20 protein-coding genes are annotated in these 21,844 nt (G+C 32.4%); 11 read left to right on the top strand and 9 right to left on the bottom strand.

Features of this window, described 5'->3' with window-relative positions; all coding sequences use genetic code 11:
* Nucleotides 1–4 precede the first annotated feature (4 nt).
* The gene (locus tag ACXHHC_RS02580) at nucleotides 5–451 is read left to right on the top strand and encodes a heme-binding domain-containing protein (protein WP_458228094.1); all 447 of its coding nucleotides are present in this window, start codon (nucleotides 5–7) and stop codon (nucleotides 449–451) included.
* Between the two features lie 76 nt (nucleotides 452–527).
* Here the strand turns inward: ACXHHC_RS02580 and ACXHHC_RS02575 are convergent, their stop codons facing one another.
* From ACXHHC_RS02575 to ACXHHC_RS02550, 6 genes are all read right to left on the bottom strand, one after another.
* Complete coding sequence (locus ACXHHC_RS02575; protein WP_458229216.1) at nucleotides 528–1,358, bottom strand: IS3 family transposase; 831 nt, start codon at nucleotides 1,356–1,358, stop codon at nucleotides 528–530.
* A 2-nt stretch (nucleotides 1,359–1,360) separates the two neighbouring features.
* Complete coding sequence (locus ACXHHC_RS02570; protein ID WP_458228093.1) at nucleotides 1,361–1,870, bottom strand: transposase; 510 nt, start codon at nucleotides 1,868–1,870, stop codon at nucleotides 1,361–1,363.
* Between the two features lie 682 nt (nucleotides 1,871–2,552).
* Complete coding sequence (locus ACXHHC_RS02565) at nucleotides 2,553–3,611, bottom strand: imelysin family protein (RefSeq protein ID WP_458228092.1); 1,059 nt, start codon at nucleotides 3,609–3,611, stop codon at nucleotides 2,553–2,555.
* Nucleotides 3,612–5,027: a di-heme oxidoreductase family protein gene (locus tag ACXHHC_RS02560; RefSeq protein ID WP_458228091.1), complete on the bottom strand. Its 1,416-nt coding sequence runs from the start codon at nucleotides 5,025–5,027 to the stop codon at nucleotides 3,612–3,614.
* A gap of 78 nt (nucleotides 5,028–5,105) precedes the next feature.
* Nucleotides 5,106–6,305, bottom strand: coding sequence for an imelysin family protein (locus ACXHHC_RS02555; protein WP_458228090.1), 1,200 nt, complete (start codon nucleotides 6,303–6,305; stop codon nucleotides 5,106–5,108).
* A 69-nt stretch (nucleotides 6,306–6,374) separates the two neighbouring features.
* Nucleotides 6,375–6,725, bottom strand: a complete 351-nt coding sequence (locus tag ACXHHC_RS02550; protein ID WP_458228089.1) for a hypothetical protein — start codon at nucleotides 6,723–6,725, stop codon at nucleotides 6,375–6,377.
* Nucleotides 6,726–7,052: 327 nt separating this feature from the next.
* On the opposite strand from ACXHHC_RS02550, the gene ACXHHC_RS02545 reads away from it, so the two are divergent.
* The 3 genes from ACXHHC_RS02545 (at nucleotide 7,053) to ACXHHC_RS02535 (ending at nucleotide 10,704) form a co-directional block, all read left to right on the top strand.
* On the top strand, nucleotides 7,053–7,283 hold the full coding sequence (locus tag ACXHHC_RS02545; protein ID WP_458228088.1) for a FeoA family protein: 231 nt from the start codon (nucleotides 7,053–7,055) through the stop codon (nucleotides 7,281–7,283).
* Nucleotides 7,280–9,244, top strand: coding sequence for a ferrous iron transport protein B (feoB, locus tag ACXHHC_RS02540; RefSeq protein WP_458228087.1), 1,965 nt, complete (start codon nucleotides 7,280–7,282; stop codon nucleotides 9,242–9,244). The genes ACXHHC_RS02545 and feoB overlap by 4 nt, the downstream gene beginning before the upstream one ends.
* Nucleotides 9,245–9,429: 185 nt before the next feature.
* Nucleotides 9,430–10,704 carry a dicarboxylate/amino acid:cation symporter gene (locus ACXHHC_RS02535; protein ID WP_458228086.1) on the top strand — a complete coding sequence of 425 codons (1,275 nt, stop codon included), beginning with the start codon at nucleotides 9,430–9,432 and terminating at the stop codon, nucleotides 10,702–10,704.
* A 36-nt stretch (nucleotides 10,705–10,740) separates the two neighbouring features.
* On the opposite strand, the gene ACXHHC_RS02530 is transcribed toward ACXHHC_RS02535, so the two are convergent.
* On the bottom strand, nucleotides 10,741–11,571 hold the full coding sequence (locus tag ACXHHC_RS02530) for a universal stress protein (protein WP_458228085.1): 831 nt from the start codon (nucleotides 11,569–11,571) through the stop codon (nucleotides 10,741–10,743).
* Between the two features lie 152 nt (nucleotides 11,572–11,723).
* Here ACXHHC_RS02530 and guaB point away from each other — a divergent pair, with 152 nt between their 5' ends.
* The 4 genes from guaB to ACXHHC_RS02510 all read left to right on the top strand — a co-directional run bounded on the left by guaB (nucleotide 11,724) and on the right by ACXHHC_RS02510 (nucleotide 17,495).
* Nucleotides 11,724–13,187 (top strand): IMP dehydrogenase, encoded by a 1,464-nt coding sequence (guaB, locus tag ACXHHC_RS02525; protein WP_458228084.1) that lies wholly within the window; start codon nucleotides 11,724–11,726, stop codon nucleotides 13,185–13,187.
* Nucleotides 13,188–13,309: 122 nt separating this feature from the next.
* Nucleotides 13,310–14,491: a GlmU family protein gene (locus tag ACXHHC_RS02520; protein ID WP_458228083.1), complete on the top strand. Its 1,182-nt coding sequence runs from the start codon at nucleotides 13,310–13,312 to the stop codon at nucleotides 14,489–14,491.
* Nucleotides 14,484–15,020: an adenine phosphoribosyltransferase gene (locus ACXHHC_RS02515; RefSeq protein WP_458228082.1), complete on the top strand. Its 537-nt coding sequence runs from the start codon at nucleotides 14,484–14,486 to the stop codon at nucleotides 15,018–15,020. The genes ACXHHC_RS02520 and ACXHHC_RS02515 overlap by 8 nt, the downstream gene beginning before the upstream one ends.
* Nucleotides 15,021–15,023: 3 nt before the next feature.
* On the top strand, nucleotides 15,024–17,495 hold the full coding sequence (locus tag ACXHHC_RS02510) for a M1 family aminopeptidase (RefSeq protein ID WP_458228081.1): 2,472 nt from the start codon (nucleotides 15,024–15,026) through the stop codon (nucleotides 17,493–17,495).
* Between the two features lie 3 nt (nucleotides 17,496–17,498).
* On the opposite strand, the gene ACXHHC_RS02505 is transcribed toward ACXHHC_RS02510, so the two are convergent.
* A complete protein-coding gene (locus ACXHHC_RS02505) occupies nucleotides 17,499–17,954 on the bottom strand; it encodes a helix-turn-helix domain-containing protein (protein ID WP_458228080.1) in 456 nt (151 codons plus the stop codon).
* A gap of 332 nt (nucleotides 17,955–18,286) precedes the next feature.
* Between ACXHHC_RS02505 and ACXHHC_RS02500 the strand changes: the two genes are divergently transcribed.
* The 3 genes from ACXHHC_RS02500 to ACXHHC_RS02490 all read left to right on the top strand — a co-directional run bounded on the left by ACXHHC_RS02500 (nucleotide 18,287) and on the right by ACXHHC_RS02490 (nucleotide 21,183).
* Nucleotides 18,287–19,345, top strand: coding sequence for a M14 family zinc carboxypeptidase (locus ACXHHC_RS02500; RefSeq protein ID WP_458228079.1), 1,059 nt, complete (start codon nucleotides 18,287–18,289; stop codon nucleotides 19,343–19,345).
* Nucleotides 19,346–19,456: 111 nt separating this feature from the next.
* Nucleotides 19,457–19,936, top strand: coding sequence for an Lrp/AsnC family transcriptional regulator (locus ACXHHC_RS02495; protein WP_458228078.1), 480 nt, complete (start codon nucleotides 19,457–19,459; stop codon nucleotides 19,934–19,936).
* Nucleotides 19,937–20,019: 83 nt separating this feature from the next.
* Nucleotides 20,020–21,183 carry a hypothetical protein gene (locus ACXHHC_RS02490; RefSeq protein ID WP_458228077.1) on the top strand — a complete coding sequence of 388 codons (1,164 nt, stop codon included), beginning with the start codon at nucleotides 20,020–20,022 and terminating at the stop codon, nucleotides 21,181–21,183.
* Nucleotides 21,184–21,227: 44 nt separating this feature from the next.
* Here the strand turns inward: ACXHHC_RS02490 and ACXHHC_RS02485 are convergent, their stop codons facing one another.
* Nucleotides 21,228–21,728 carry a DUF1761 domain-containing protein gene (locus ACXHHC_RS02485; RefSeq protein ID WP_458228076.1) on the bottom strand — a complete coding sequence of 167 codons (501 nt, stop codon included), beginning with the start codon at nucleotides 21,726–21,728 and terminating at the stop codon, nucleotides 21,228–21,230.
* Nucleotides 21,729–21,844 lie beyond the last annotated feature (116 nt).

Genomic DNA, 21,844 nt, shown 5'->3' with positions numbered 1-21,844 from the left:
AGATATGCTTAAGAAAGTTTTATTAGTAATAGTTATTGTTTTAGTTGGTATCCAATTTATTGGGGTTGAAAAAAATGATGCAGCAACTCCAGAAGTTGATTTGTTTTTAGCCGAAACCAAACCAAGTAAAGAGGTACAAACAATTTTAGAAGCCAAATGTTTTGATTGTCATAGTAACAAAACAGCTTATCCATGGTATTCTAAAATTGCTCCTGTTTCTTTTTGGATAGGACACCATGTAGAAGAAGGTAAAGAGCATTTAGATTTTTCTAACTGGGCTAATTACGATGCTAAAAAGAAAAAACACAAGTTACACGAAGTAGAAGAGGAGGTAGAAGAAGATAAAATGCCTTTAGAATCTTACGAGAAACTACATGGAGATTTAACCGAAACAGAGAAAGAAGCTTTAATAGCTTGGGCAAAACAAGCAATGGCTAGCTACAAGAAATAAAAGTAAATAGTTACTCTTACAGAATTTAAAAAAGCACTACTATTGGACTAGCCCCCAAAAGTTGGACGGTTAAAAATTACTTATAGAATTGAGCTCGATATTTTATCGGGCTCATTCCATTTAAAATCGATGAGATTCTCTCCTCATTATAATAGCTAATATATTCTTTAATTTCCTTTTCCAGTTGATTAATTGAGTTCCATTTTTTTAGGTAAAATAGTTCTGATTTCAAAGTTCCAAAGAAGTTCTCAATAATAGCATTATCTAAACAATTTCCTTTTCTAGACATACTTTGAATGATATTGTTTTTTTTCAATAAAGTCTGATATCTCTTCATTTGATATTGCCACCCTTGGTCAGAATGCAGTAAGGTTTTATTAAGCTTATGCTTTTTAAAAGCTTTGTCAAGCATGGTTGTTATTTGTTTGAAGTTAGGGCTTCTAGAGATATGATAACTTATAATTTCTCTGTTATATAAGTCTATAATTGGTGATAAATATAGTTTTTCACCCAGAACTTTAAATTCTGTAATATCTGTAGCCCACTTTTGATTAGGTTTTAATGCCTTAAAATTTCGTTGGAGAATATTAGGAGCTATTTTTCCCTGACTCCCTCTATAAGAACGATATTTTTTTATTCTGACTAGAGACTTTAACTTCATAGATTTCATTAGTCTAAATACTGTCTTATGGTTGATCATTATTCCTTGATTATTTAACTCTAAGGTGATCCTTCTATAACCATATCTTCCTTTGTTTTGATGATAAATCTGAGTAATTAACTTTCTAATAAGTTCATATTTGTCAGGCTCTCTACTTTTTTGCAAATGATAATAAAAGCTACTTCTAGCCATATTCGCATGCTTTAACAATAGTGATAAATCATGTTTATGCCTTAACCCATCTATGGCTATTGCTTTTTCTCTCTGGTTTGAGCTAAGGCATGTAACTTTTTTAGCAAATCAAGTTCTGCTTTTAAAGATTGATTCTCTTTTAAAAGTTCTTCTTCTTTAGTTAATGGTTTAGATTTACTTCTTGTATGTTTAGTCTTCATACCAATAGGTCTACCTTTAGGCTTATCTTGTAGACCCTCCAAACCTAAAGAATTATAGCGTACCCTCCAATTATGTATTACAGAATCTCCTCCGATATTAAAAATTAAACTAGCTTCAGCCATAGAAAGATTTTCTCTATCTATAGCCTGTAATACATTTAGTTTAAAAGATGGAGAGTAATGCTTTGTTTGTTTTGGTAATAATCCTTGTAGACCATCTTTCTCATACTGCTGACACCAACGGTAAACAATAGAATGATGAAGCTTTAATTCTTTACAAATACTAATAACTGATTGATGTTCTTTAAAAAACAACAAAACACATTTACGTTTAAATTCAAATGTGTACTTTACTTTTCTAGACATAAAAATACCCCCCAAATTGTGTCTAACATTTTGGGGGCACTCTATATAGGTAGTGCTTTTTTATTGCCTAAAATGTACTAAGCAGTAGTCTTATTGTTGCTTTTTTAGAGTTTTAAGTGTTGATATATAGTGTTTTATATTCTGGTAAAAATCTTTATAATTTAGAGGTAATATTTTCTGTAATACTTATTGTAGAGAGTACAGACTATTGCAAAAAAAAATACAGAAGCATAAGCCTCTGTATTTTTTTCTTTTCTTTTTAGCAATTTTTTTTCTTTTTCTGCAACTTTTATACAAAGATACAGAAGATGTATAGTGCACCCAAAAAAACATACCTGTGTAATCACGTAGTTTTTGCATTTTATTTTAAATATTCTTTTTAAAAGAAGTTAAAAGTTAATTGTAGCCATATAGTTGGTAGGGTTCATCATGTAAATAATAGACAAACAAAAAGCGTTCAAAAATTAATTTGAACGCTTTTCTATTTTTGAAAATATGATACTAAGTTGGGTGGGGTAATTGTTAGAGATTTAAACTTTCTCAAAGTATGTTAGGGGTATTTAACATCTTTTTCTTAACCATAGTAAAATATTTCTGACTTGAAGATAGTAAAAAAAATGGTTCACGCAAAATATTAGCTGTTGATTTTTAGCTGTTTGTTGTTTTTAGGCTTAAAAAAAAGTCAATCTCCATCATTGTCTGTAGGTAAAACAGTGACAGAAAGTGTACTTGCGGCATCTACAGAAAATAGAATAACCAATTCTCCTAACGTATCATAAATTGGTTTTACGGTGCTTGCATCAGTATTAATAGCATCGTATAAATTATTGCTGAAAGTTGTCATTTCTAATTCTATTTTTTTGAAGGTAGCGGTTATTTTGGAAGAGATAAGCTGAGAGCTATCAATTGTATTAACAATAGAGGCAAAGTTTGCATTGCTTTCTAAATACACATATTTTACTTCTTCTAACATAGATGCAATTAGAATCAATGAAGATTTGCTTCTATAAGCTTCCAAATCTTTTGGGGCTTTGTTAATAGCTTCTATTCCTGTAGTTTTTCCAATTTTAGTAACTTTGGTAATATCCAGAATGTTTATCAGTTGATTAAAAGCAAGACACCTTGCGTTTTCAGAACATAATTTTCCTTCAGAAAGAATAAAAGTTTCTTTATACTCATTCTCCCAAACATCCATAATTAGATTTATTTGCCTTAATACTTCTTGTGTAGCCGCTAATAAATAATTAATTCTAAAATCATCATTTACCAATAAGGAATAAGCCAACTCAGGATTGTATTCATGGTAGATAAGATATTCTAAGCTCCCTAGTCCTTTAGTGACTGTACTTTTAGAATTGAAAAAAGAAGTATTGTAGACTTCCTTTAGGGCTATATAACTTTCAATGGCTTCTGTATTTATAGGGGTATTGTAAATGTTAGTGTCATAAAAACGTTCTTTAATCAATCCAAAATTATATACTCTTGCTTTTGCATATGCCTTTGCACATTTTAACCATTGAGTTTTTAGTAAATTAAAGTCAGCTATATTTTTGGACTGTTTAAAATTCTGAATGAGAATAACTTCTTGGGTTAATTCGTTTTTAACTGCTGAAATAGCGGGGAAGATATTAAGTTGATAATAGTCTTTATAAAAGGCTGTATTTAGTACGTTCTCTGTATCGTTATCTTGTTTGCATGAAACCAAGCATACGATGGATAGTAATATAAGTATATGTTTCATTTACAATGAGTTTAAAAACTGGATCAATTGATTTCTTTCTTCAGCGGTTAACTCCATAAAATTATTCTTAGACTGTTCTGCTTCTCCACCATGCCAAAGAATTGCTTCTTCCATGTTTCTAGCTCTACCGTCGTGTAATAAAAAAGTATGATCGTTTACGAGTTCAATCAATCCTAAGCCCCATAAAGGTTGTGTTCTCCATTCCTTTCCATTAGCTAAAAAATCTCCACGATTATCTGCTAATCCTTCTCCCATATCGTGTAGTAAAAAATCGGAATAAGGTTTTATGTTGATGTTTTCTAATTGAGGCATAAATGAATAGTTACCAGTTGTAAAGTTGTCTACATGGCATTTTACGCAAGCAAGATTGTGAAACAATGTTTTTCCTTTTAGCACATCTATATGCTTAACATTTCTACGAACGGGAACAGAAATACCAGCCTGATATACCATGATTCTCTGGAACTGAGTATCTGGTACTTCTACAGTTTCTCCTGGGTTATTACCATTAGGTAGTTTGGAACAATCTATTCCGTTTGGGCAGTTTTCATTAGGAAATATAGAAGTTGTTAGCCCCATATCTCCATTAAAAGCTCCTGCTACTTGTTGTGCTAGTGTAGGTTGATTGGCTTTCCAACCAAACTTACCAATGCTTAACTTTTTCTCTTTCACATTCCATACATAATTGGCTTTTCCAGAAATTCCATCACCATCTAAATCATTTGCATCTGCATTTTTTAAAATACTTTCTTCAGAAAGTGCATCAATAAACCCCAAACCTATTACTTGTTGTCCAATTCTAGGAGATTGTTCAACCCCGTCTATACTTCCGTAATTTGTGTTTACAATCTTGTAGGTTGGTTTTCTTAATTCATAAGTTGCTCCATCTGTATACGTTCCTTTTATCACTTCAAAAGAAACCTCTATGTTTCCTTCTTGTTGTATTCCCAAATTAGAATCGTCTTGTAATTGTCCTCCATAATTAGGAAAAGCTATGGGACCATCTGCTAGAGAATTCCCTAGACTCAAACGAATTAAAAAACCATTAGAACCTTCTCTGTTTTGTACAAGAGGCTTTCCTCTACCATCTCTTTGATGACATGCACTACAAGCTCTGGCATTAAAAAGAGGTCCTAAACCATCTCTAGATGTTGTGGTAGCAGGAGAGGAGACCCAACTCTGATCGAACATGGCATTTCCAACCCCAAAAAACGAAGTTTCTAAATCTGTTAGGGTAGGTATACCTCTACCAAAAGCTTTGTCTGCCGTAAAAGCATCGGTAGAAAGCTCGGAGACTAAATTTTCTTCACCCTCTACGTAATGCTTTTCAATAAATTCTTTTTCAGTATCAAAGGCATCATCGTTTGCACAAGAAAAAGAAAAAAAAGCAATGATTATCCAAGATGTATGTTTCATTGTCGTTAAAAGAAAGCATCAAAAAACTGAAACCTTAAATAGATGGTTTCAGTTTTTTGATATAAATTAAAAGATTTATTATTCAATACTAATAGTAACATCCAAAGCCGCTGCAGCTTCTGCAATAGCACCTCCTTGTGTTTTTAAGGCCTGAGATAATTGCCCAGCAGGTCCATTGGAACCTAAGGATTCTTCAGAAATAATTTCGTCAAAGTTTTTATCAATAGCTAACAGAGCATCTAATTTAGCTAAGGTATTGTTTGCAGCCGTAGTTAATGCAGTAGCAACTGTTCCATCTACTTTAGCTGTTAATTCTATTAAAGAAACTCCACTAACAACGCTACCGTTTTCCATTGTATACTTCCCCGAAATAACATTATGAATACCATGAACGTTTGCCCACATATCTTGTTTGGTATTATCAGAAAAACAAGAATGTTCGTTTTCTTGACCTTCATCTATTGCAGGATCCAATCGTTCAGCAGCAACCTCTCCATTAGAAATAAAACCAATACCATTCAATATGTTTTTTAAAGCTACCGCTTCATCTAATGTTTCAAAAGTTGCTCTGTAAGAACCTCCGTTGGCCCAAGTATCTTTTAAATCTTTTAAATCATTCACCAATAAGTCTGTTACAATTTGTAAATACTGTTTTCTTCTTGTAGCATTCAATTCAGAGGTGTAATCAGTAACAGGTCTGTTTCCAGAATTAGTGTAGTCACCTCCTTCGTTTAAGTCTTGTCCCCACAATAAAAACTCAATAGCATGCCAACCTGTAGCAATGTTGTCGTCTTTACCTTCTTCATTTTTCGCAATAATAGCAGCTTCTGTTAAATCAAATGCTGTATCGTTAATTAACCCACCTCTTATAATACTTCCACTACCATTAGAAACATAATCAATATATCCTTCGTCCAAAGGCCATGCATTTATTTGACCCTCTGTAGCTAATAAATCATCATTATCAATAGGACCATTCGCTTCTCTAAAAGCTTCTGTCTGTCCATAGTAGTCACGAGCATACAGCCATGATTGTTTGGCTTCCTCTAGCGAAGAACTTGTTGGAGTTGTTAGAAATGCATCAATTTTAGATTTCATGATAACAGCAGTAGTATACGAATCGTTATAGTTTGCTGCTACAATGTTGGTGTAATTCTCTACAAAAGAATTTTTAATGGTTTCTGTTCCATTGTCAGCGGTGTCATCATTTTTACAACTACTAATTATTGCTACAAATAGGAGTGCAATAATTTTGCGGGAATGTTTAAAGTTTTTCATTTATTTAGATTTATTAAAAATTATATTCGCTACAAATATAGTTTTATTTAGATTTGATTAAAATAATAATTAAGAAATCTTATATTTTTTTAAGAGGCTATTCATAGATAGTTTAAAATCAGTTCCTTTTAACAAATCTTTTAAGAGTGTAAGCTGATTGTAGCTTAATTGCATTCTAATTTCTGCTTGTTTTGCTTTGTAGATTACCATTTTATTTTCTTGGTCTGGTTCGCAAGAACAATTGGCATAGTGGTTTAAAATTTCTTGTGCAGAATTTACAAAAGCCTTTAATTCTTTGTCATTTATTAAAAAGGAGACTTGTAGTATCTCTAAAGCAATCATGTCAAAAGGGATATTGTTATTCTCAATTTTGTAACTAGTCCCTAAATTGTTCTGGTAAATTTTATGCATTGTTTTCATGAATGTATTTTTTTTACAAATCTATCAATAATATTTATTTAGAATAAATAAAAATAATATATTTGTACACGATACTTTATTACATATGGTATATAGTAATAGATAGATAGATAGTTTGTTTTGTTTATGTAAGCCAGGTTTTTAAGAAATTAAAACCTGGCTTTATTTAAAATAAATAAGATTAATTATTTTAAATAAATCTAAATAGTTTATATCTTTGTTTCTCGTTTTATTCGGCAAAGAAGCTAGTATGTTTCTAGTATTTAGTGACCTATATTAGGTTTGTTTATCAGTGCTAAGTGAATCGAAATTAATCAAAGAATTTGAATGAAAGCAAATACCGTTGCAGATTTACAAAGAGGGGAGAGAGCTATAATTAAGTCTTACATAGAAAAAGATATTCCATTAAAATTAATTGAAATGGGCTGTATAGAAGGGAGTTATGTAGAAGTGTTACAAAGAGCCCCAATGCAAGATCCATTGTACTTAAATATTGGAGGTACGTATTTAGCAATTCGTTTAGATGTGGCTTCTAAAATTGGAGTAGAAAGAATATGAGGGAACTTAAAGTAGCATTAATTGGGAATCCTAACACGGGAAAAACATCTCTTTTTAATCGGTTAACAGGTTTACATCAAAAAGTAGGAAATTACCCTGGAGTTACTGTAGATAAAAAAGTAGGACGTACTCAGATTTCTTCTAAAGTACAAGCAGAAATTATTGATTTACCAGGTACTTACAGTCTAAATGCAACGTCTATGGACGAAGATGTAGCTGTAAAAGTACTTTCTGATAAAAGCAACGAAAATCACCCAGATGTAGTTGTTGTTGTGGTTGATGTAGAAAATCTTAAGAGAAATCTTTTTATATACACACAAATTAAAGACTTAGGAATTCCAACAATTCTAGCAGTTAATATGACCGATCAAATGAAATTGAAAGGGATTGATATTGACATACCTAAGCTGGAAAAGCTGTTAGAAACCAAAATAGCTTTGGTGAGTTCTAAAGCGAACAAAGGAATTTCTTATTTAAAAAAATTAATAGCTTCTTATTCAGACTTAAGCACTGCTCCTTGTTTTGTAGAACATGATTCTGTCATGAATAAGTTTGCGACAAATGAAAAAAAGAGACATCATTTAGAGACCGTTAGAAGGTATCAGTTTTTAAAAGAAGTTTTAGAACAAACCTATAGTAAAGATCCTCAAAAAGCCAAAGACATTCGCTCTTTGTTAGACCGTATTTTAATTCATAGAGTCTATGGATATTTAGTGTTTTTTACAATTCTGTTTACGGTATTTCAGGCTTTGTTTTCTTGGTCCGAAGTTCCTATGGATCTTATAGATAGTGCCTTTGCGAGTCTTTCTGAATTTGCAAAGACAAACTTGCCAGAAGGTGCGTTTACGAGCTTGTTAACAGAAGGAATTATACCAGGAGTAGGTGGGGTTGTTATTTTTGTTCCTCAAATTACTTTTTTATTCTTGTTTACATCATTTTTAGAAGAAAGTGGGTATATGAGTCGTGTTGTTTTTTTAATGGATAAAATAATGAGACGATTTGGTTTGAGTGGTAAGAGTATTGTTCCGTTAATTTCTGGAACAGCCTGTGCCATTCCTGCAATTATGGCTGCAAGAAATATAGAAAGCTGGAAAGAGCGTTTGATTACGATTTTAGTAACTCCGTTTACAACATGTTCGGCTCGTTTACCTGTTTATGCTATTATTATTAGTCTTATAATTCCTGCAGAACAAACTTTTTTATCTTTTAACGTTCAGGGACTTGTATTAATGGGCTTGTATTTGTTAGGGTTTGTAACAGCTATTTTAGCGGCTGCTCTTTTAGATAAAACACTAAAAATAAAATCCAAGTCTTACTTTGTAATAGAAATGCCAAATTATAAGTTACCGTTATTTAAAAACGTAGCTTATAATGTATTAGAGAAAACCAAAGCTTTTGTGTTAGAAGCGGGTAAAATAATTTTAGCCATTTCTATTTTATTATGGGTTTTAGCTTCATATGGTCCTGGAGAGCACATGAAAAATGCAGAAGAAATTGTTAAAAACGAATATCCTACCTATGCAAACGAACAATTAGAAACAGAAATTGCTTCGTACAAATTAGAGCATTCTTATATAGGGATAATGGGGAAATTTATAGAACCTGTTATAAAACCTTTAGGGTACGATTGGAAAATTGGAATTGGTATTATTACTTCTTTTGCAGCGAGAGAAGTCTTTATAGGAACTTTAGCAACCATTTACAGTATTGGTAGTGAAGATGAGTCTACTATTAAAGACCGAATGAAAAAGGAAGTATACCAAGATTCTAAATTGCCTGTTTATTCTTTTGCTACCGGAGTTTCTATATTGTTGTTTTATGCTTTTGCCATGCAATGTATGAGTACAATTGCAATTGTAAAAAGAGAGACCAATGGTTGGAAATGGCCTTTAATTCAGATGTTTGTCATGTCTGGACTGGCATATGTAACTGCTTTTATTGCTTATCAAACACTGGTGTAAATGAAGTTTGTACAGAATATATTAGTTGTAATTACTGTTTTTATAGCACTTAGGTTCCTGTATTTTAAATTTTTCAGAAAAAAATCTAAGAAAAATTGTGGAGGAGATGATTGTAACTGCTAATTAACACCTTTAGATTGTTTTAGTTTCTCTATTTTTACCTGCAACTATATTTAAGTAGGTTTATGAAAAAAATAGCATTACACTGGAAGATTATTATTGGGTTAATTCTAGGAGTTGTCTTTGGAATTATGGTCTCACAAATTTCTGGAGGTAAAGAGTTTACAATCAACTGGGTTAAACCTTTTGGAACCATTTTCGTAAATCTATTAAAATTAATTGCGATTCCTTTAATTATGGGATCGTTGATTAAAGGAGTGGCAGATTTAAAAGATATCTCTAAGTTTAAATCTATGGGGATAAAGACGGTGGTTATTTATGTCTGTACCACTTTGGTTGCGATAGTTATTGGTCTTGGCTTAGTTAATTTAACCAAACCAGGAGAAGGAATTTCCAAAGAAACCGTTCAGACCTTAAAAGAAAATTACGTAGGAGATGCATCTTTGCAAAAAAAGCTAGAAACTGCAGCTTCGCAAAAAACAAAAGGTCCTTTAAAGTTTGTAGAAGATTTAGCACCAAAAAATATTTTTAGTGCCATGAGCGACAATAGAAATATGTTGCAAGTAATCGCTTTTACTTTGTTCTTAGGAGTGTGTTTGTTGTTAATAGACGAAAAAAAGGCAAAGCCGCTAAAAGATTTTTTCGACTCGCTTAATGAAGTCATTTTAAAAATGATTGATATTATAATGCTTTTTGCTCCCTTTGCTGTTTTTGCTTTGTTGGCAACTGTAATTGTAACATCTAACGATGCTAGTATTCTTTTAGCTTTGTTAAAATATGCTACAGTGGTAATTGGAGGATTGGCGATTATGATTGTTTTTTACTGTTTGTGCGTTGCTCTGATTATAAAAAAATCACCTTTATGGTTTCTTAAAAATATATCTCCTGCACAGTTATTAGCTTTTTCTACCAGTTCTAGTGCAGCTACATTACCAGTTACTATGGAGTGTGTAGATAAAAATTTAAAAGTTAAAAAAGAGGTTGCCAGTTTTGTGTTGCCCGTAGGTGCTACTATTAACATGGATGGAACAAGTTTGTACCAAGCTGTAGCAGCAGTATTTATTATGCAAGTATTGTGGCCAGAAGGTTTGGTGTTTCAAAATCAAATAACCATTATTATAACTGCCTTGCTAGCTTCTATAGGTTCTGCAGCAGTACCTGGTGCCGGAATGGTAATGTTGATTATTGTATTAGACAGTATTGGTTTTCCTAAAGATTTATTACCTATTGGATTGGCTTTAATTTTTGCTGTAGACAGACCATTAGATATGTTACGTACTACAATTAACGTAACGGGAGATGCTACAGTGGCATTATTGGTAAATAAAAACCAGTCATAGTAAACTACAACTGGTTACATATAATTTGTTATTTACCTAAATGAGTAAGGTTAATACAGGTGTTTCTATATGGTTTGCGATGTCTAGAGAAACACTGTGGTTGAAAAACTTAGACAAGGTTGATTTTCCATGTGTTGCAATAGAGACTAGAGAAACATTGTTTTTTTCGATATAATATTTTACACCGTCAAGTACTGTATAATCATCATAATTTTCAAAAGAATCTAAATTTTCTAGACTGTTTTCAGCGCTCAATAAAAAACTTTTAAACCTGTCTTCCATTTCTTTTGTAGAAATAAATCCTCCATCAGCTTTGTTTATAAAGAGCAACTTAGATTTAATGCCAATCATGTCAAAAAACTTTTTAGCTTTCTTATAGGTGTTAACAGACTCTTGCTTAAAGTCACTTACGTAGATAGCATTTTTAAAATCTATATTATCCAATTCTTTTTTTATAACAAGTACAGGAGTTTTAGATGTTTTTACCACTTTTTCTGTGTTAGAACCTAAGAAGAAATCATTGTGTTCGCTTACACCATGAGACCCCATTAAAATTAAATCTGCTTGTTCTTCTTCTGCCAAATGACTGATTTCTGGAAATAAAGCTAAGTGCTTTATAATTATATTTATATCTATATCCTCTAAATAATCTTTGTCTACAAAGTCTTCAAATTTTTTCTCTGCAAATTTTAACATAAATACCATTGCTTTAGCATGTTCAGCATCTAACTGAGAATAGCCCATTGGCATTTCTAGCATGTGTACAAGTGTTAATTTACAGTGGTGCTTTTTTGCGAACATAGCACCCACTTTAAGTGCATACTCGGAATATTTAGAGAAATCTACGGGAATTATTATATTTTTCATAAGGTGTTGTTTTATTGTTTCTTATCTTAAAGATACTAACAGTCAGTTTTTTAGACAATGATTTATGTCATATTACAACTTTAGATAAAGGATGATTTAATTCATTAAATAATTCGTATATTTGCATGCAATTAATTCATATCTAATTGCAAATGTCTACTAACAAAGTTATTTCTGAAGGACTTACATACGACGACGTATTATTAGTTCCTGCTTACTCAGAAGTTCTACCCAATACAGTTTCTATTCAATCTAAGTTTTCTAGAAACATCACTTTAAATACTCCAATTATTTCTGCAGCTATGGATACAGTTACAGAGTACAATATGGCTATAGCTATTGCTAGAGAAGGAGGTATTGGTGTGATTCACAAAAACATGTCAATTGAAGATCAGGCAAAACAGGTTAAGAAAGTAAAGCGTTCTGAAGCCGGTATGATTTTAGAACCTGTTACTATTTCTGCTGATCAGACTGTACGAGATGCAAACAATTTAATGAGCGAGCATAGAATTGGAGGAATTCCTGTTGTAGATAGTAATAATATCTTAAAAGGAATTGTAACCAATAGAGATTTACGTTTTGAAAAGGACAGCGAGCGTAAAGTTGCGGAAGTAATGACTGCTGATGGTTTAGTTACCGTTGCAGAAGGAACTTCTTTAAAAGAAGCAGAGGAAATTTTACAAGACAATAAAGTAGAAAAATTACCGATTGTTGATGATAATTTTAAACTTGTTGGTTTAATTACTTTTAGAGATATTGTAAAAGTAAGAGAAAACCCAGAGGCAAATAAAGATGAATATGGACGTTTAAGAGTTGCTGCAGCCATTGGAGCAACAGACGATTGTTTGGTAAGAGTAGCAGCATTAGCAAAAGAAGGTGTAGATGCTGTGGTGTTAGATTCTGCTCACGGACACTCAATAAACATCATTAATAAATTAAAAGAAGTAAAAGCAGCTTACCCTAACTTAGATGTGGTAGCCGGAAATATTGTAACAGTTAAAGCTGCACAAGATTTAGTAGCTGCTGGTGCTGATGGAGTTAAAGTAGGAATTGGACCTGGTTCTATTTGTACAACTCGTGTTGTGGCTGGTGTAGGATACCCTCAATTATCTGCAGTAATGCAAGTTTCAGAAGCTCTAGCCGGAACAGGTGTTCCTGTTATTGCAGACGGAGGTGTTAGATATACAGGAGACATTCCTAAAGCGATTGCAGCAGGAGCAGATTCTGTAATGTTAGGTTCTTTATTAGCTGGTACTAAAGAAGCTCCAGGAGAAGTTATTTTATTTAACGGAAGAAGATTTAAGTCTTACAGAGGTATGGGATCTGTTGAAGCAATGAAAAAAGGTTCAAAAGATAGATATTTCCAAGGAGAAGAAGACAATAGTAAAAAATTAGTTCCAGAAGGAATTGAAGGTAGAGTTCCATATAAAGGAGAATTGTACGAAACTATGCACCAATTTATTGGTGGTTTAAGAGCTGGTATGGGGTACTGTGGTGCAGCTACTATAGAGGAGCAAAAAAATGCTGAGTTTGTAAGAATTACAGCTTCTGGTATTGCAGAGAGTCATCCGCACGATGTAACCATTACTAAGGAAGCTCCTAATTATTCTAGGTAACATATTAGTTTATAACTAGTTAATAACTTCAAGAAATGAAAATCGCTTAACACTAGAATGTTAAGCGGTTTTTTTATATATTATTGGTGTAAAACTAGATGATATAATTAAACTATTACCCTATGAATTATATTCTATATGATGGTGCTAATAGAGATGCACTATTGCCTTTTACTTATACTCGCCCCGTTGCAGATATTAGAATTGGAATTTTAACTATTAGAGAGAAGTGGGAAAAATACCTTGGGTATACAACTACTTCTTTAACGGAAGAATATTTAGAAGACAAGTATCCATTAGTCGAGATGGAACAAAACATATTTATAAACGCAGGTTACTTACCTTCTGTTTCTTTTTTTAAAGCTGTTAAATCGTTGCAACCAAATCAAAAAGTAATTTGTGATGGTGAAGTGATTGCTTTTTATACAGTAGAAGAACAAGAGCAGGTAGATTTTGACAGCTACGAGAGTATTGTAGTAAACGATGTAGTTAGCTTAGATAGTAAATGGGAGTTGTTCTTAAATAACGACATTGCAATTCGATTGGATTTTGAGATGTTAACGGAAGGTAGATTTTCCGAAGCTATTCCTGACTATGTACAAGCAGTAAATAAAGATGACATTTTTATTGAAGAAGGAGCCATATTGAATCCATGTATTTTAAATGCAAGTACTGGTCCTATTTATATAGGAAAAAATGCAGTGGTTTTAGACGGAGCTTTGGTTAGAGGGGCTTTTGCATTGTGTGAAGGTTCTGTGTTAAAAATGGGAGCTAAAATCTATGGTGCTACTACAATTGGTCCTAAATGCAAGGTAGGAGGAGAGGTGAAAAACAGTATTTTATTTGCCAATTCTAACAAAGGTCACGAAGGTTATTTGGGAGATTCTGTCATTGGAGAGTGGTGTAATTTTGGAGCAGATACAAATATTTCGAATCTGAAAAACAATTATAGTGCTGTTAAGTTATGGAACTATCAAGGAAACTTTTTTGAAGATACCCAACAAACATTTTGTGGCTTAATGATGGGAGACCATTCTAAGACAGGTATCAATACAATGTTAAATACTGGTACTGTTGTTGGTGTGTACACAAATATATTTGGAGCTGCCATGCCCGATAAATTTGTGCCTTCTTATAGTTGGGGAGGAACAAAAGATAGAACAGAGTATGAATTTAACAAAGCGATAACCACGGCCAAAAGAGTTATGGGGCGTGCAGGCGTTGAAATTACAAACGAAGAAATTAATATTTTAGAAGAAGTTTTTAAACTTTCTAAAAAATATAGAGAAACTGTTTATGCATAGTGAACTAGAAACAAAGATCAAATCGGTGATACGGGATGTACCTGATTTTCCCAAACAAGGAATTTTATTTAAAGACATAACACCTATATTATTACAGCCAAAGCTAATGAGCGAAATCATTACTGCTTTGGCTGAGCAGTTTCAAGAAACTCCGATTGATGCAGTTGCAGGAATAGAATCTAGAGGGTATTTGTTTGGAGTCTTATTAGCCCAAAAACTAGGAGTCCCTTTTATTATGATCCGTAAAGAAGGGAAATTACCAGCCTCTACTTTAAAGCAATCGTACGATTTAGAATATGGTTCTGCTACTATAGAAGTTCATACAGATGCCATTAAAGAAAACAGCAATGTTTTAATTCACGATGATTTATTGGCAACAGGTGGAACAGCATATGCAGCTGCACAGTTAATTCAACAAAAAGCAAAAGTAGCAGGCTTTAGTTTTTTAATAGATCTTTCTTTTTTAAATGGAAATGAAAAATTAGAAATAATCAACCAGAACATAAAATCATTAATTACGTATTCCTAAGTAATGAAACATTTATACCTAATGCTACTAACAATATTTTTTATAAATACGGTTAGTGCTCAGCGTTTGTACCGATATAACGATCTCGGTAAAACTTCTAAAAAGGAGTTAGATTTAATAGACACAAAATTAAATCTGAATTTTAATTTTGAAAACCAAACTGTGCAAGGGGAGGCTTGGATTGTATTAAAGCCACATTTTAACAGTACAGACAAAGTAGAGTTGGATGCAAAGTCTATGAAAATATACGAAGTATTAGAAAACAATACTCCGGTTAAATTTCATAATACCAGATCTAAACTAAATATAAAATTATCCAAGGTCTATACCCAAACAGATACCATTCGTATTTACGTTAAATACAAAGGAAGTCCTAATAAAATTAAAGGAGATGGAGGTGTAGCGATTACAGATAACAAAGGACTTTATTTTATAAATCCAACAGGGTTAGACAAGACAAAACCTACGCAAATATGGACTCAGGGAGAACCAGAACAAAATAGTGTTTGGTTTCCAACCATAGACAAACCAAATCAAAAGTCTACGCAACAAATAACATTAACCGTACCTAAGCAATTTAAAACATTGTCTAACGGACGTCTTATTTCTCAGGTAGAAAATTTAGATGGTACACGTACAGATGTATGGAAACAAACGTTGCCACATGCACCGTATTTGTTTTTTGTGGGTGCAGGAGATTTTGCAGTTATAAAACATGAATGGAGAGGAAAAGAAGTAAGTTATTATGTAGAGCCTAGTTATAAAGACAATGCAGAAGAGTTGTTTAAGAACACCAAAGAGATGATGACATTCTTCTCTAACATTACTGGAGTAGAATATCCATGGGATAAATACAGCCAGATTATTGTAAGAGATTACGTAAGTGGTGCTATGGAAAATACAGGAGCCGTAGTACACGGAGAAAGTGCAATGTTAACCAAAGGAGAATTACTAGAAAGAAATACTTGGGAAAGTACTATTGCACATGAATTGTTTCATCATTGGTTTGGAGATTTGGTAACGACTGAAAGCTGGGCAAACATTACAGTAAACGAATCTTTTGCTAATTACTCTGAATTCTTATGGTTTGAACATAAGTATGGTGACGATAGAGCTAGCGAGCATTTGAAAAAAACGCGTGATGCGTATCTCAACAAAAACACGGTGAGTGCAAATTACGACAAACATTTAGTAAGATATAACTACAACAAAGAAGACGATGTATTTGATGTTGTAAGTTATAACAAGGGAGGATTAACACTACACATGCTAAGGCATTATTTAGGGGACGAAACGTTTTTTGCAGGTTTAAAGAAATATTTAGAGACCAATAAGTTCAAAGCTGCTGAAGCTCATCAATTACGTTTGGCTTTTGAAGAAGTGTCGGGAGAGGATTTGTTATGGTTTTTTAGTCAGTGGTATTATAGCAATGGACATCCTAAGTTAAAAGTTACTTATACAAAAGACCTGCTGAGGAATAAATTAAAAGTAAAAATTACACAATTAGAAAAAGAATTTGATTTCCCTATTAAAATAGATGTTTACAAAAGTAAACAAAGAGAAGAGTTCAATGTTTTCATGGATTCTAAAGAAAAAACGTTCGAGTTTCCTTTTGAAAGAGAACGAGACATTAAATTGATTAAACTTAATGCAGATCACGTCTTACTAGCGGAAATTGATGCTCCTAAATTAACAACCGAAGAATACATATACCAGTATGAGCATGTAAAGCATTACGAAGATAGGATGGAGGCTCTGGTACAATTAAAGGATTTACAGTCTAATAAAGATGTTTTTAAGACCTTTATAAATGCTTTAGAAGACCCCTATGAAATGATTCAGACCTATGCATTAGAAAACATAAACTTGTCTGAGAGCCTTAAAAAGAAGAGAGAAATAAAGAAAATTGAAAAGTTGGCTAAAGATGAAAATCCTAATATATCTGCTGCAGCAATCTCTTTATTAGGTAAGTTGATTAATGATGAGTACCTGCCTATTTTTGAGGAACAATTAACGAATATCTCACCTAAAGTAAAAGGAAACAGTCTGTTAGCTATATATTACATCGATAAACAACTGGCTAAAAAACATGCAGATAGTCTTCCCGATGAGATTAAGGATATTATCTATGTTCCTTTATTAAAAATGTACTTAGAAGACAGGAAAGATGAGCATGTTACATTTGTAGCTAAGTATTTATTAACGGGAATGTACTTTGTTACAGATGTAAAATTCAAAAAAGATTTTAAAGATGCATTCGACTGGGTGGCGAGTACTAATAATGTAGAAGCAATAAAGGTAATGGTAGACGACTTTGTTACAAACGGATTAAAATACAAAGCCTATAACTTTAATTACGAATGTACAAGAGTCTTACGAGAGGTTATAGACAAACAAATACTATCTAAAAACTCAAACAAAGAAACTATTATAGCTATTGTAGAAGAAGGTATAAAGGCATTAGCTGTAGATTAACGTTTAGCCTTTAATATACTCTTTAAACGTACCGTTTTCGTAAAATATAACAATCCTTTCTATAGCAGAAGGGGTTGTTTTTTTTTGGAGAGCAACTTCACTTACAATCTTAGTGAATTCTTCTGTCTTATCATTTTCTTTAACGGTCTCCTTAAGATTGTCACTAAATAAATTAGGCTGATCGATAGTTTCTTTAGGTAACGGACTCGTTGTTTCCTCTTTATTATTAAGTTCTTTAGGAAAACTACCTTCTCCGTTAACCAGCCAATCCAAAGTAATAGCATCGTATGTATTCACCATTTTTAAGATAAACTCTAAACTAGGTTTGTTTCTTCCAGAGAGTATATGGGAAATACTAGAACGTTGCACTTTAATCTCCTCTGCAAATGTAGCAGCGGAAAGGTTGTAATATTCAAACACTTTATGCAATCGGTCTATAAATTCGTTTTGGTTTAACATTGTGAATTGATTAAGGTTTACAATCTTGACTTAGCCTTTTTTACAAATGTAATTAAATCATTTTACGTACACAATATTAATATATGGGATACTATTCTTGGGGTAGGTATATATGTTTAATTAGGTTTAGGTAAATAGTTATAACTGGCTGTTTATTAGTTGTTTAATATACTTTATGTGAAGCTGTATAAAGTATTGGTTTTTAATGGTGTTGCTAGTTGTTGCGGGGTTTCTTTCGATTTACATCAATAGCTAAAGTGATAACTGTGTAAACTTACATTGATACAAATGTAAATCACATATGTAAACAATTAAATGTTTACTTTTGTAACATGAATGAAATAGATATTAAAGTAATTGAAAACTGGTATAAAAACCAGCATGAAGACAGTTTAAAAGGGAGAAGGATTGTATTGGAGCAAATAGAGCCAATTATTAAACAACTATCAGCTCCTTTTAAGGTAGAAGAATTAGGTCTTTCTGAGTTGGAGAAGTCAATATATAAAATTACCATAGGAAACGGTGCAAAGCGTGTGTTATTATGGACTCAGATGCACGGTAATGAAAGTACTGGAACAAAAGCATTGTTTGATTTGTTTAAGTTCTTAAAAGACCAATTAGGTGTTAATGATTCTTTTGTAGCTGACTTATTGGAAAAGTGCACATTTGTATGTATTCCTATGCTAAATCCTGATGGATCTGACGTGTTTACAAGAGTAAACATTAACCAGGTAGACTTAAATAGGGATGCAGTTGATTTAAAAGCGAAAGAAAGTAAGTTGTTGCGTACGGTTTTAGATTCGTTTGATCCTCATTTTTGTTTTAACCTACACGACCAAAGAACAATATTTAATGTAGAAGGTTATAAAAACCCTGCTACCATTTCTTTCTTAGCTCCTTCGGTAGATGTAGAACGTACACTTACAGACGGTAGAAAAGAAACCATGGCTGCTATTGTAGCAATGAATAAAACACTACAGGGGTTAATTCCGAATTTTGTTGGAAGGTATACAGATGAGTTTTATCCTACAGCAACTGGAGATAACTTTCAGAAATTAGGACACAACACTATTTTAATAGAAGCCGGACATTATCCTGACGACTACAGCCGAGAAAAAGTACGTGAGTATAATTTCTACGCAATTGTCAGCGGACTACATTATCTTACCTATAATGACTCTTACAAGGACTATGAGCCTTATTTTGAAATACCAAACAATGGGAAACAGAATTATGATGTAATTTTAAGAAATTTTAAAGATGATGAGAATAATAGTGTCGATGTTGCGTTTCAATATGAATATGAGGTAGTTAACAATACGTTAAAATCGAAACTTGTAGAATACGACAGAGGAGATTTGAAAGAATTTTATGGATATAATGAGTTTTAGTTTAAATTTTCATTAAGAATACCTATATTTAAATACGAAAAATGCAAAAACGCTTTTTAAAGTTGTATTTTTGCCACTTGTAAAACATCGAAGAAAGTTTAAGACTAAGCCATGAAAAAACATCATTTAGACGAGATAGATCATCAGATTTTAGATATGTTGATTGACAATGCAAGAACTCCGTTTACGGATATTGCGAAGAAATTATTAGTTTCTGCAGGTACCATCCATGTACGTGTTAAGAAAATGGAGGACGAAGGAATTATTAAAGGATCTACATTGACTTTAGATTACGAGAAAATGCAATATAATTTTATTGCTCACGTAGGTCTATATTTAGATAGTAGTTCTAAAATTAGAAGTGTTCTAGAATCTTTAGAAAAAATCCCTAACGTTACAGTTGCGTACATTACTGCTGGTAAGTACAATATTTTCTGTAAAATTAGAGCTAAGGATACAAATCAGGCTAAAGACATTATTTTCTCTATCGATGATATTGACGGAGTAAATAGAACTGAGACCATGATTTCTATGGAAGAAAGCATCAACGATAAAAAACGTATGATGCACGCAATTTTTAAAGACTATTAAAATATTTTTAAATACAAGTGTAAGGAAACACCTTGGTAATATACTACTAAGGTGTTTTTTTATAGGTGTAATTTTATTGTTCCATGCTTTTAGACAAGCAGTTTAAAATAGATGCTAATTACAGTATTCGTATAGCTACAAGTATTTTTACGTTTAAAAATACATGGGAAAGCTTTTGCCCTAAAAACACATACTTGTCTTTTTCTTATTTAAAAGCGATAGAGAATAGTAAAATTCCAAACGTCAATTGTTTTTATGTTGTAGTTTTTAAAAACGAATTACCCGTTGGGGTTTTATATTACCAATGGATTCGGTTATCTGCCGATTTTTTTCTCCAAAAGAAATTCCCAAAAGAAATAAAAAGCAAAAACCGTCTTTGGTTGTTAAAACAACTAAAAGGAAATGTTCTTTTAAACGGTAATTTTTTTGCTACGGGGGTAAATGGGTTTGAGTTTATTGAACCTTCTTTAGAGGTTTTGGTTCCTGTAATTTCTAACCAGTTAATACAAGCTCTTAAAAAGACTTCTTTTAAAGTAAACTTTTTAATGTATAAAGAGTTTTGGGGAGAGAAAAAACAGGCGGTACAAAATGAAATCTCTAAAACGGCTAAACAATTTCAAATAGACGTGAACATGGTCTTGTCTATAGATTCTAGTTGGAACAATTTTGAAGACTATTTAGCGGCTATGACAACCAAGTATAGAACTAGGGCTAAAAGTGTGTTTAAAAAGACAAGTGCATTGGTTGTAAAAGATTTTACAACCAAAGATATAAAAGAGTCTAAAGAAGAGATTCAACATTTATTTAGTGCAGTACTAAAAACGGCAAACTTTAATATGGTACAGCCAAATGTAAATACCTTTTATGCTTTAAAAGAATCTCTGGGTGCCAATTATTTATTTAAAGCTTATTTTCTAGAAGATAAATTAATTGCTTTTAGTGCAGGCTGTATAAATAACAAGTGCTTAGATGCAAACTATGTGGGGGTAGATTATACTGTAAATAGCCAGATTCCTTTGTATCAACGAATGTTGTATGACTATGTGGTATTTGCCATAGCGCATAAGGTAAGTGAATTGCGTTTAGGAAGAACTGCAGAGATTATGAAAAGTACATTAGGAGCAGAGCCAGTTAGTATGAATCTGTATGCAAAGCATTCGGTTGGCATGCTTCATAACATACTTGCTCCATTGTTAAACTATGTAAAACCTAGTGAGTACAGTACCAGAAGGCCATTTAAAAAGTAAAACCCCACAATAAGCGGGGTTTTTTAGTAGTACAGGTTTACTAATTAAGCAAACTGACATATAATTCCTCCCATAATCGCTAACGATACAGCCCAGTAAGCTCCGTTAATAGCCACGTACTTAAAAGGCTTTTTCTCAAACAAAGAGATGATTCCTAGTATAGGTGTTATTAGTAACAGCCCTATTAAAGAACCATGCAAAGCACCGTGTTTAAAGGTTCTAAAATTATTTCCGTATTGTTTCATAAAATCCTGAAAATAGGTAGCTACTTCAGATCCTGGTTTGTTAAACCCTGGCTCGTCTATTAGTACAGAAAATACACCGTATTGATGTATAACAATAGGTGTTAAAATAAATGCGATTAAGAAACTTAATAGAAAACACCATAAAAAAATAATAGGATTTGGAGGTGTCATTTCAGCATTCGGATCAATACCAATGGTACGCATCCAAGCATTTCCAAAAACGCTTTTATGATACCAGATAAATCCGGTAACTAAGGGAACAATTGCGGCGAGTAGTGTAATTAATAAATTTGGTTCCATAGTGAGTTGAGTTTTAAATTAGCGTATTAAATATACCCATTATGTTTAACAGATAATTTAAATTCATATTAAATCACGTTTTCTAAGAGAAAAAGTCTTGAATAATTTCATAAAAC

The organism is Wenyingzhuangia sp. IMCC45574 (genome assembly GCF_054182685.1).
This window is presented reverse-complemented; position numbering and strand designations above follow the sequence as displayed.

Coding starts and splice junctions, on each gene's coding strand:
- ACXHHC_RS02485 (WP_458228076.1), bottom strand. CDS start 21,728: ATGGAACCAAATTTATTAATTACACTACTCGCCGCAATTGTTCCCTTA.
- ACXHHC_RS02570 (WP_458228093.1), bottom strand. CDS start 1,870: ATGTCTAGAAAAGTAAAGTACACATTTGAATTTAAACGTAAATGTGTT.
- ACXHHC_RS02550 (WP_458228089.1), bottom strand. CDS start 6,725: ATGAAAACAATGCATAAAATTTACCAGAACAATTTAGGGACTAGTTAC.
- ACXHHC_RS02490 (WP_458228077.1), top strand. CDS start 20,020: ATGCTTTTAGACAAGCAGTTTAAAATAGATGCTAATTACAGTATTCGT.
- ACXHHC_RS02505 (WP_458228080.1), bottom strand. CDS start 17,954: ATGTTAAACCAAAACGAATTTATAGACCGATTGCATAAAGTGTTTGAA.
- ACXHHC_RS02555 (WP_458228090.1), bottom strand. CDS start 6,305: ATGAAAAACTTTAAACATTCCCGCAAAATTATTGCACTCCTATTTGTA.
- ACXHHC_RS02500 (WP_458228079.1), top strand. CDS start 18,287: ATGAATGAAATAGATATTAAAGTAATTGAAAACTGGTATAAAAACCAG.
- ACXHHC_RS02495 (WP_458228078.1), top strand. CDS start 19,457: ATGAAAAAACATCATTTAGACGAGATAGATCATCAGATTTTAGATATG.
- ACXHHC_RS02580 (WP_458228094.1), top strand. CDS start 5: ATGCTTAAGAAAGTTTTATTAGTAATAGTTATTGTTTTAGTTGGTATC.
- ACXHHC_RS02545 (WP_458228088.1), top strand. CDS start 7,053: ATGAAAGCAAATACCGTTGCAGATTTACAAAGAGGGGAGAGAGCTATA.
- ACXHHC_RS02515 (WP_458228082.1), top strand. CDS start 14,484: ATGCATAGTGAACTAGAAACAAAGATCAAATCGGTGATACGGGATGTA.
- guaB (WP_458228084.1), top strand. CDS start 11,724: ATGTCTACTAACAAAGTTATTTCTGAAGGACTTACATACGACGACGTA.
- ACXHHC_RS02520 (WP_458228083.1), top strand. CDS start 13,310: ATGAATTATATTCTATATGATGGTGCTAATAGAGATGCACTATTGCCT.
- ACXHHC_RS02535 (WP_458228086.1), top strand. CDS start 9,430: ATGAAAAAAATAGCATTACACTGGAAGATTATTATTGGGTTAATTCTA.
- ACXHHC_RS02565 (WP_458228092.1), bottom strand. CDS start 3,611: ATGAAACATATACTTATATTACTATCCATCGTATGCTTGGTTTCATGC.
- ACXHHC_RS02510 (WP_458228081.1), top strand. CDS start 15,024: ATGAAACATTTATACCTAATGCTACTAACAATATTTTTTATAAATACG.
- feoB (WP_458228087.1), top strand. CDS start 7,280: ATGAGGGAACTTAAAGTAGCATTAATTGGGAATCCTAACACGGGAAAA.
- ACXHHC_RS02530 (WP_458228085.1), bottom strand. CDS start 11,571: ATGAAAAATATAATAATTCCCGTAGATTTCTCTAAATATTCCGAGTAT.
- ACXHHC_RS02560 (WP_458228091.1), bottom strand. CDS start 5,027: ATGAAACATACATCTTGGATAATCATTGCTTTTTTTTCTTTTTCTTGT.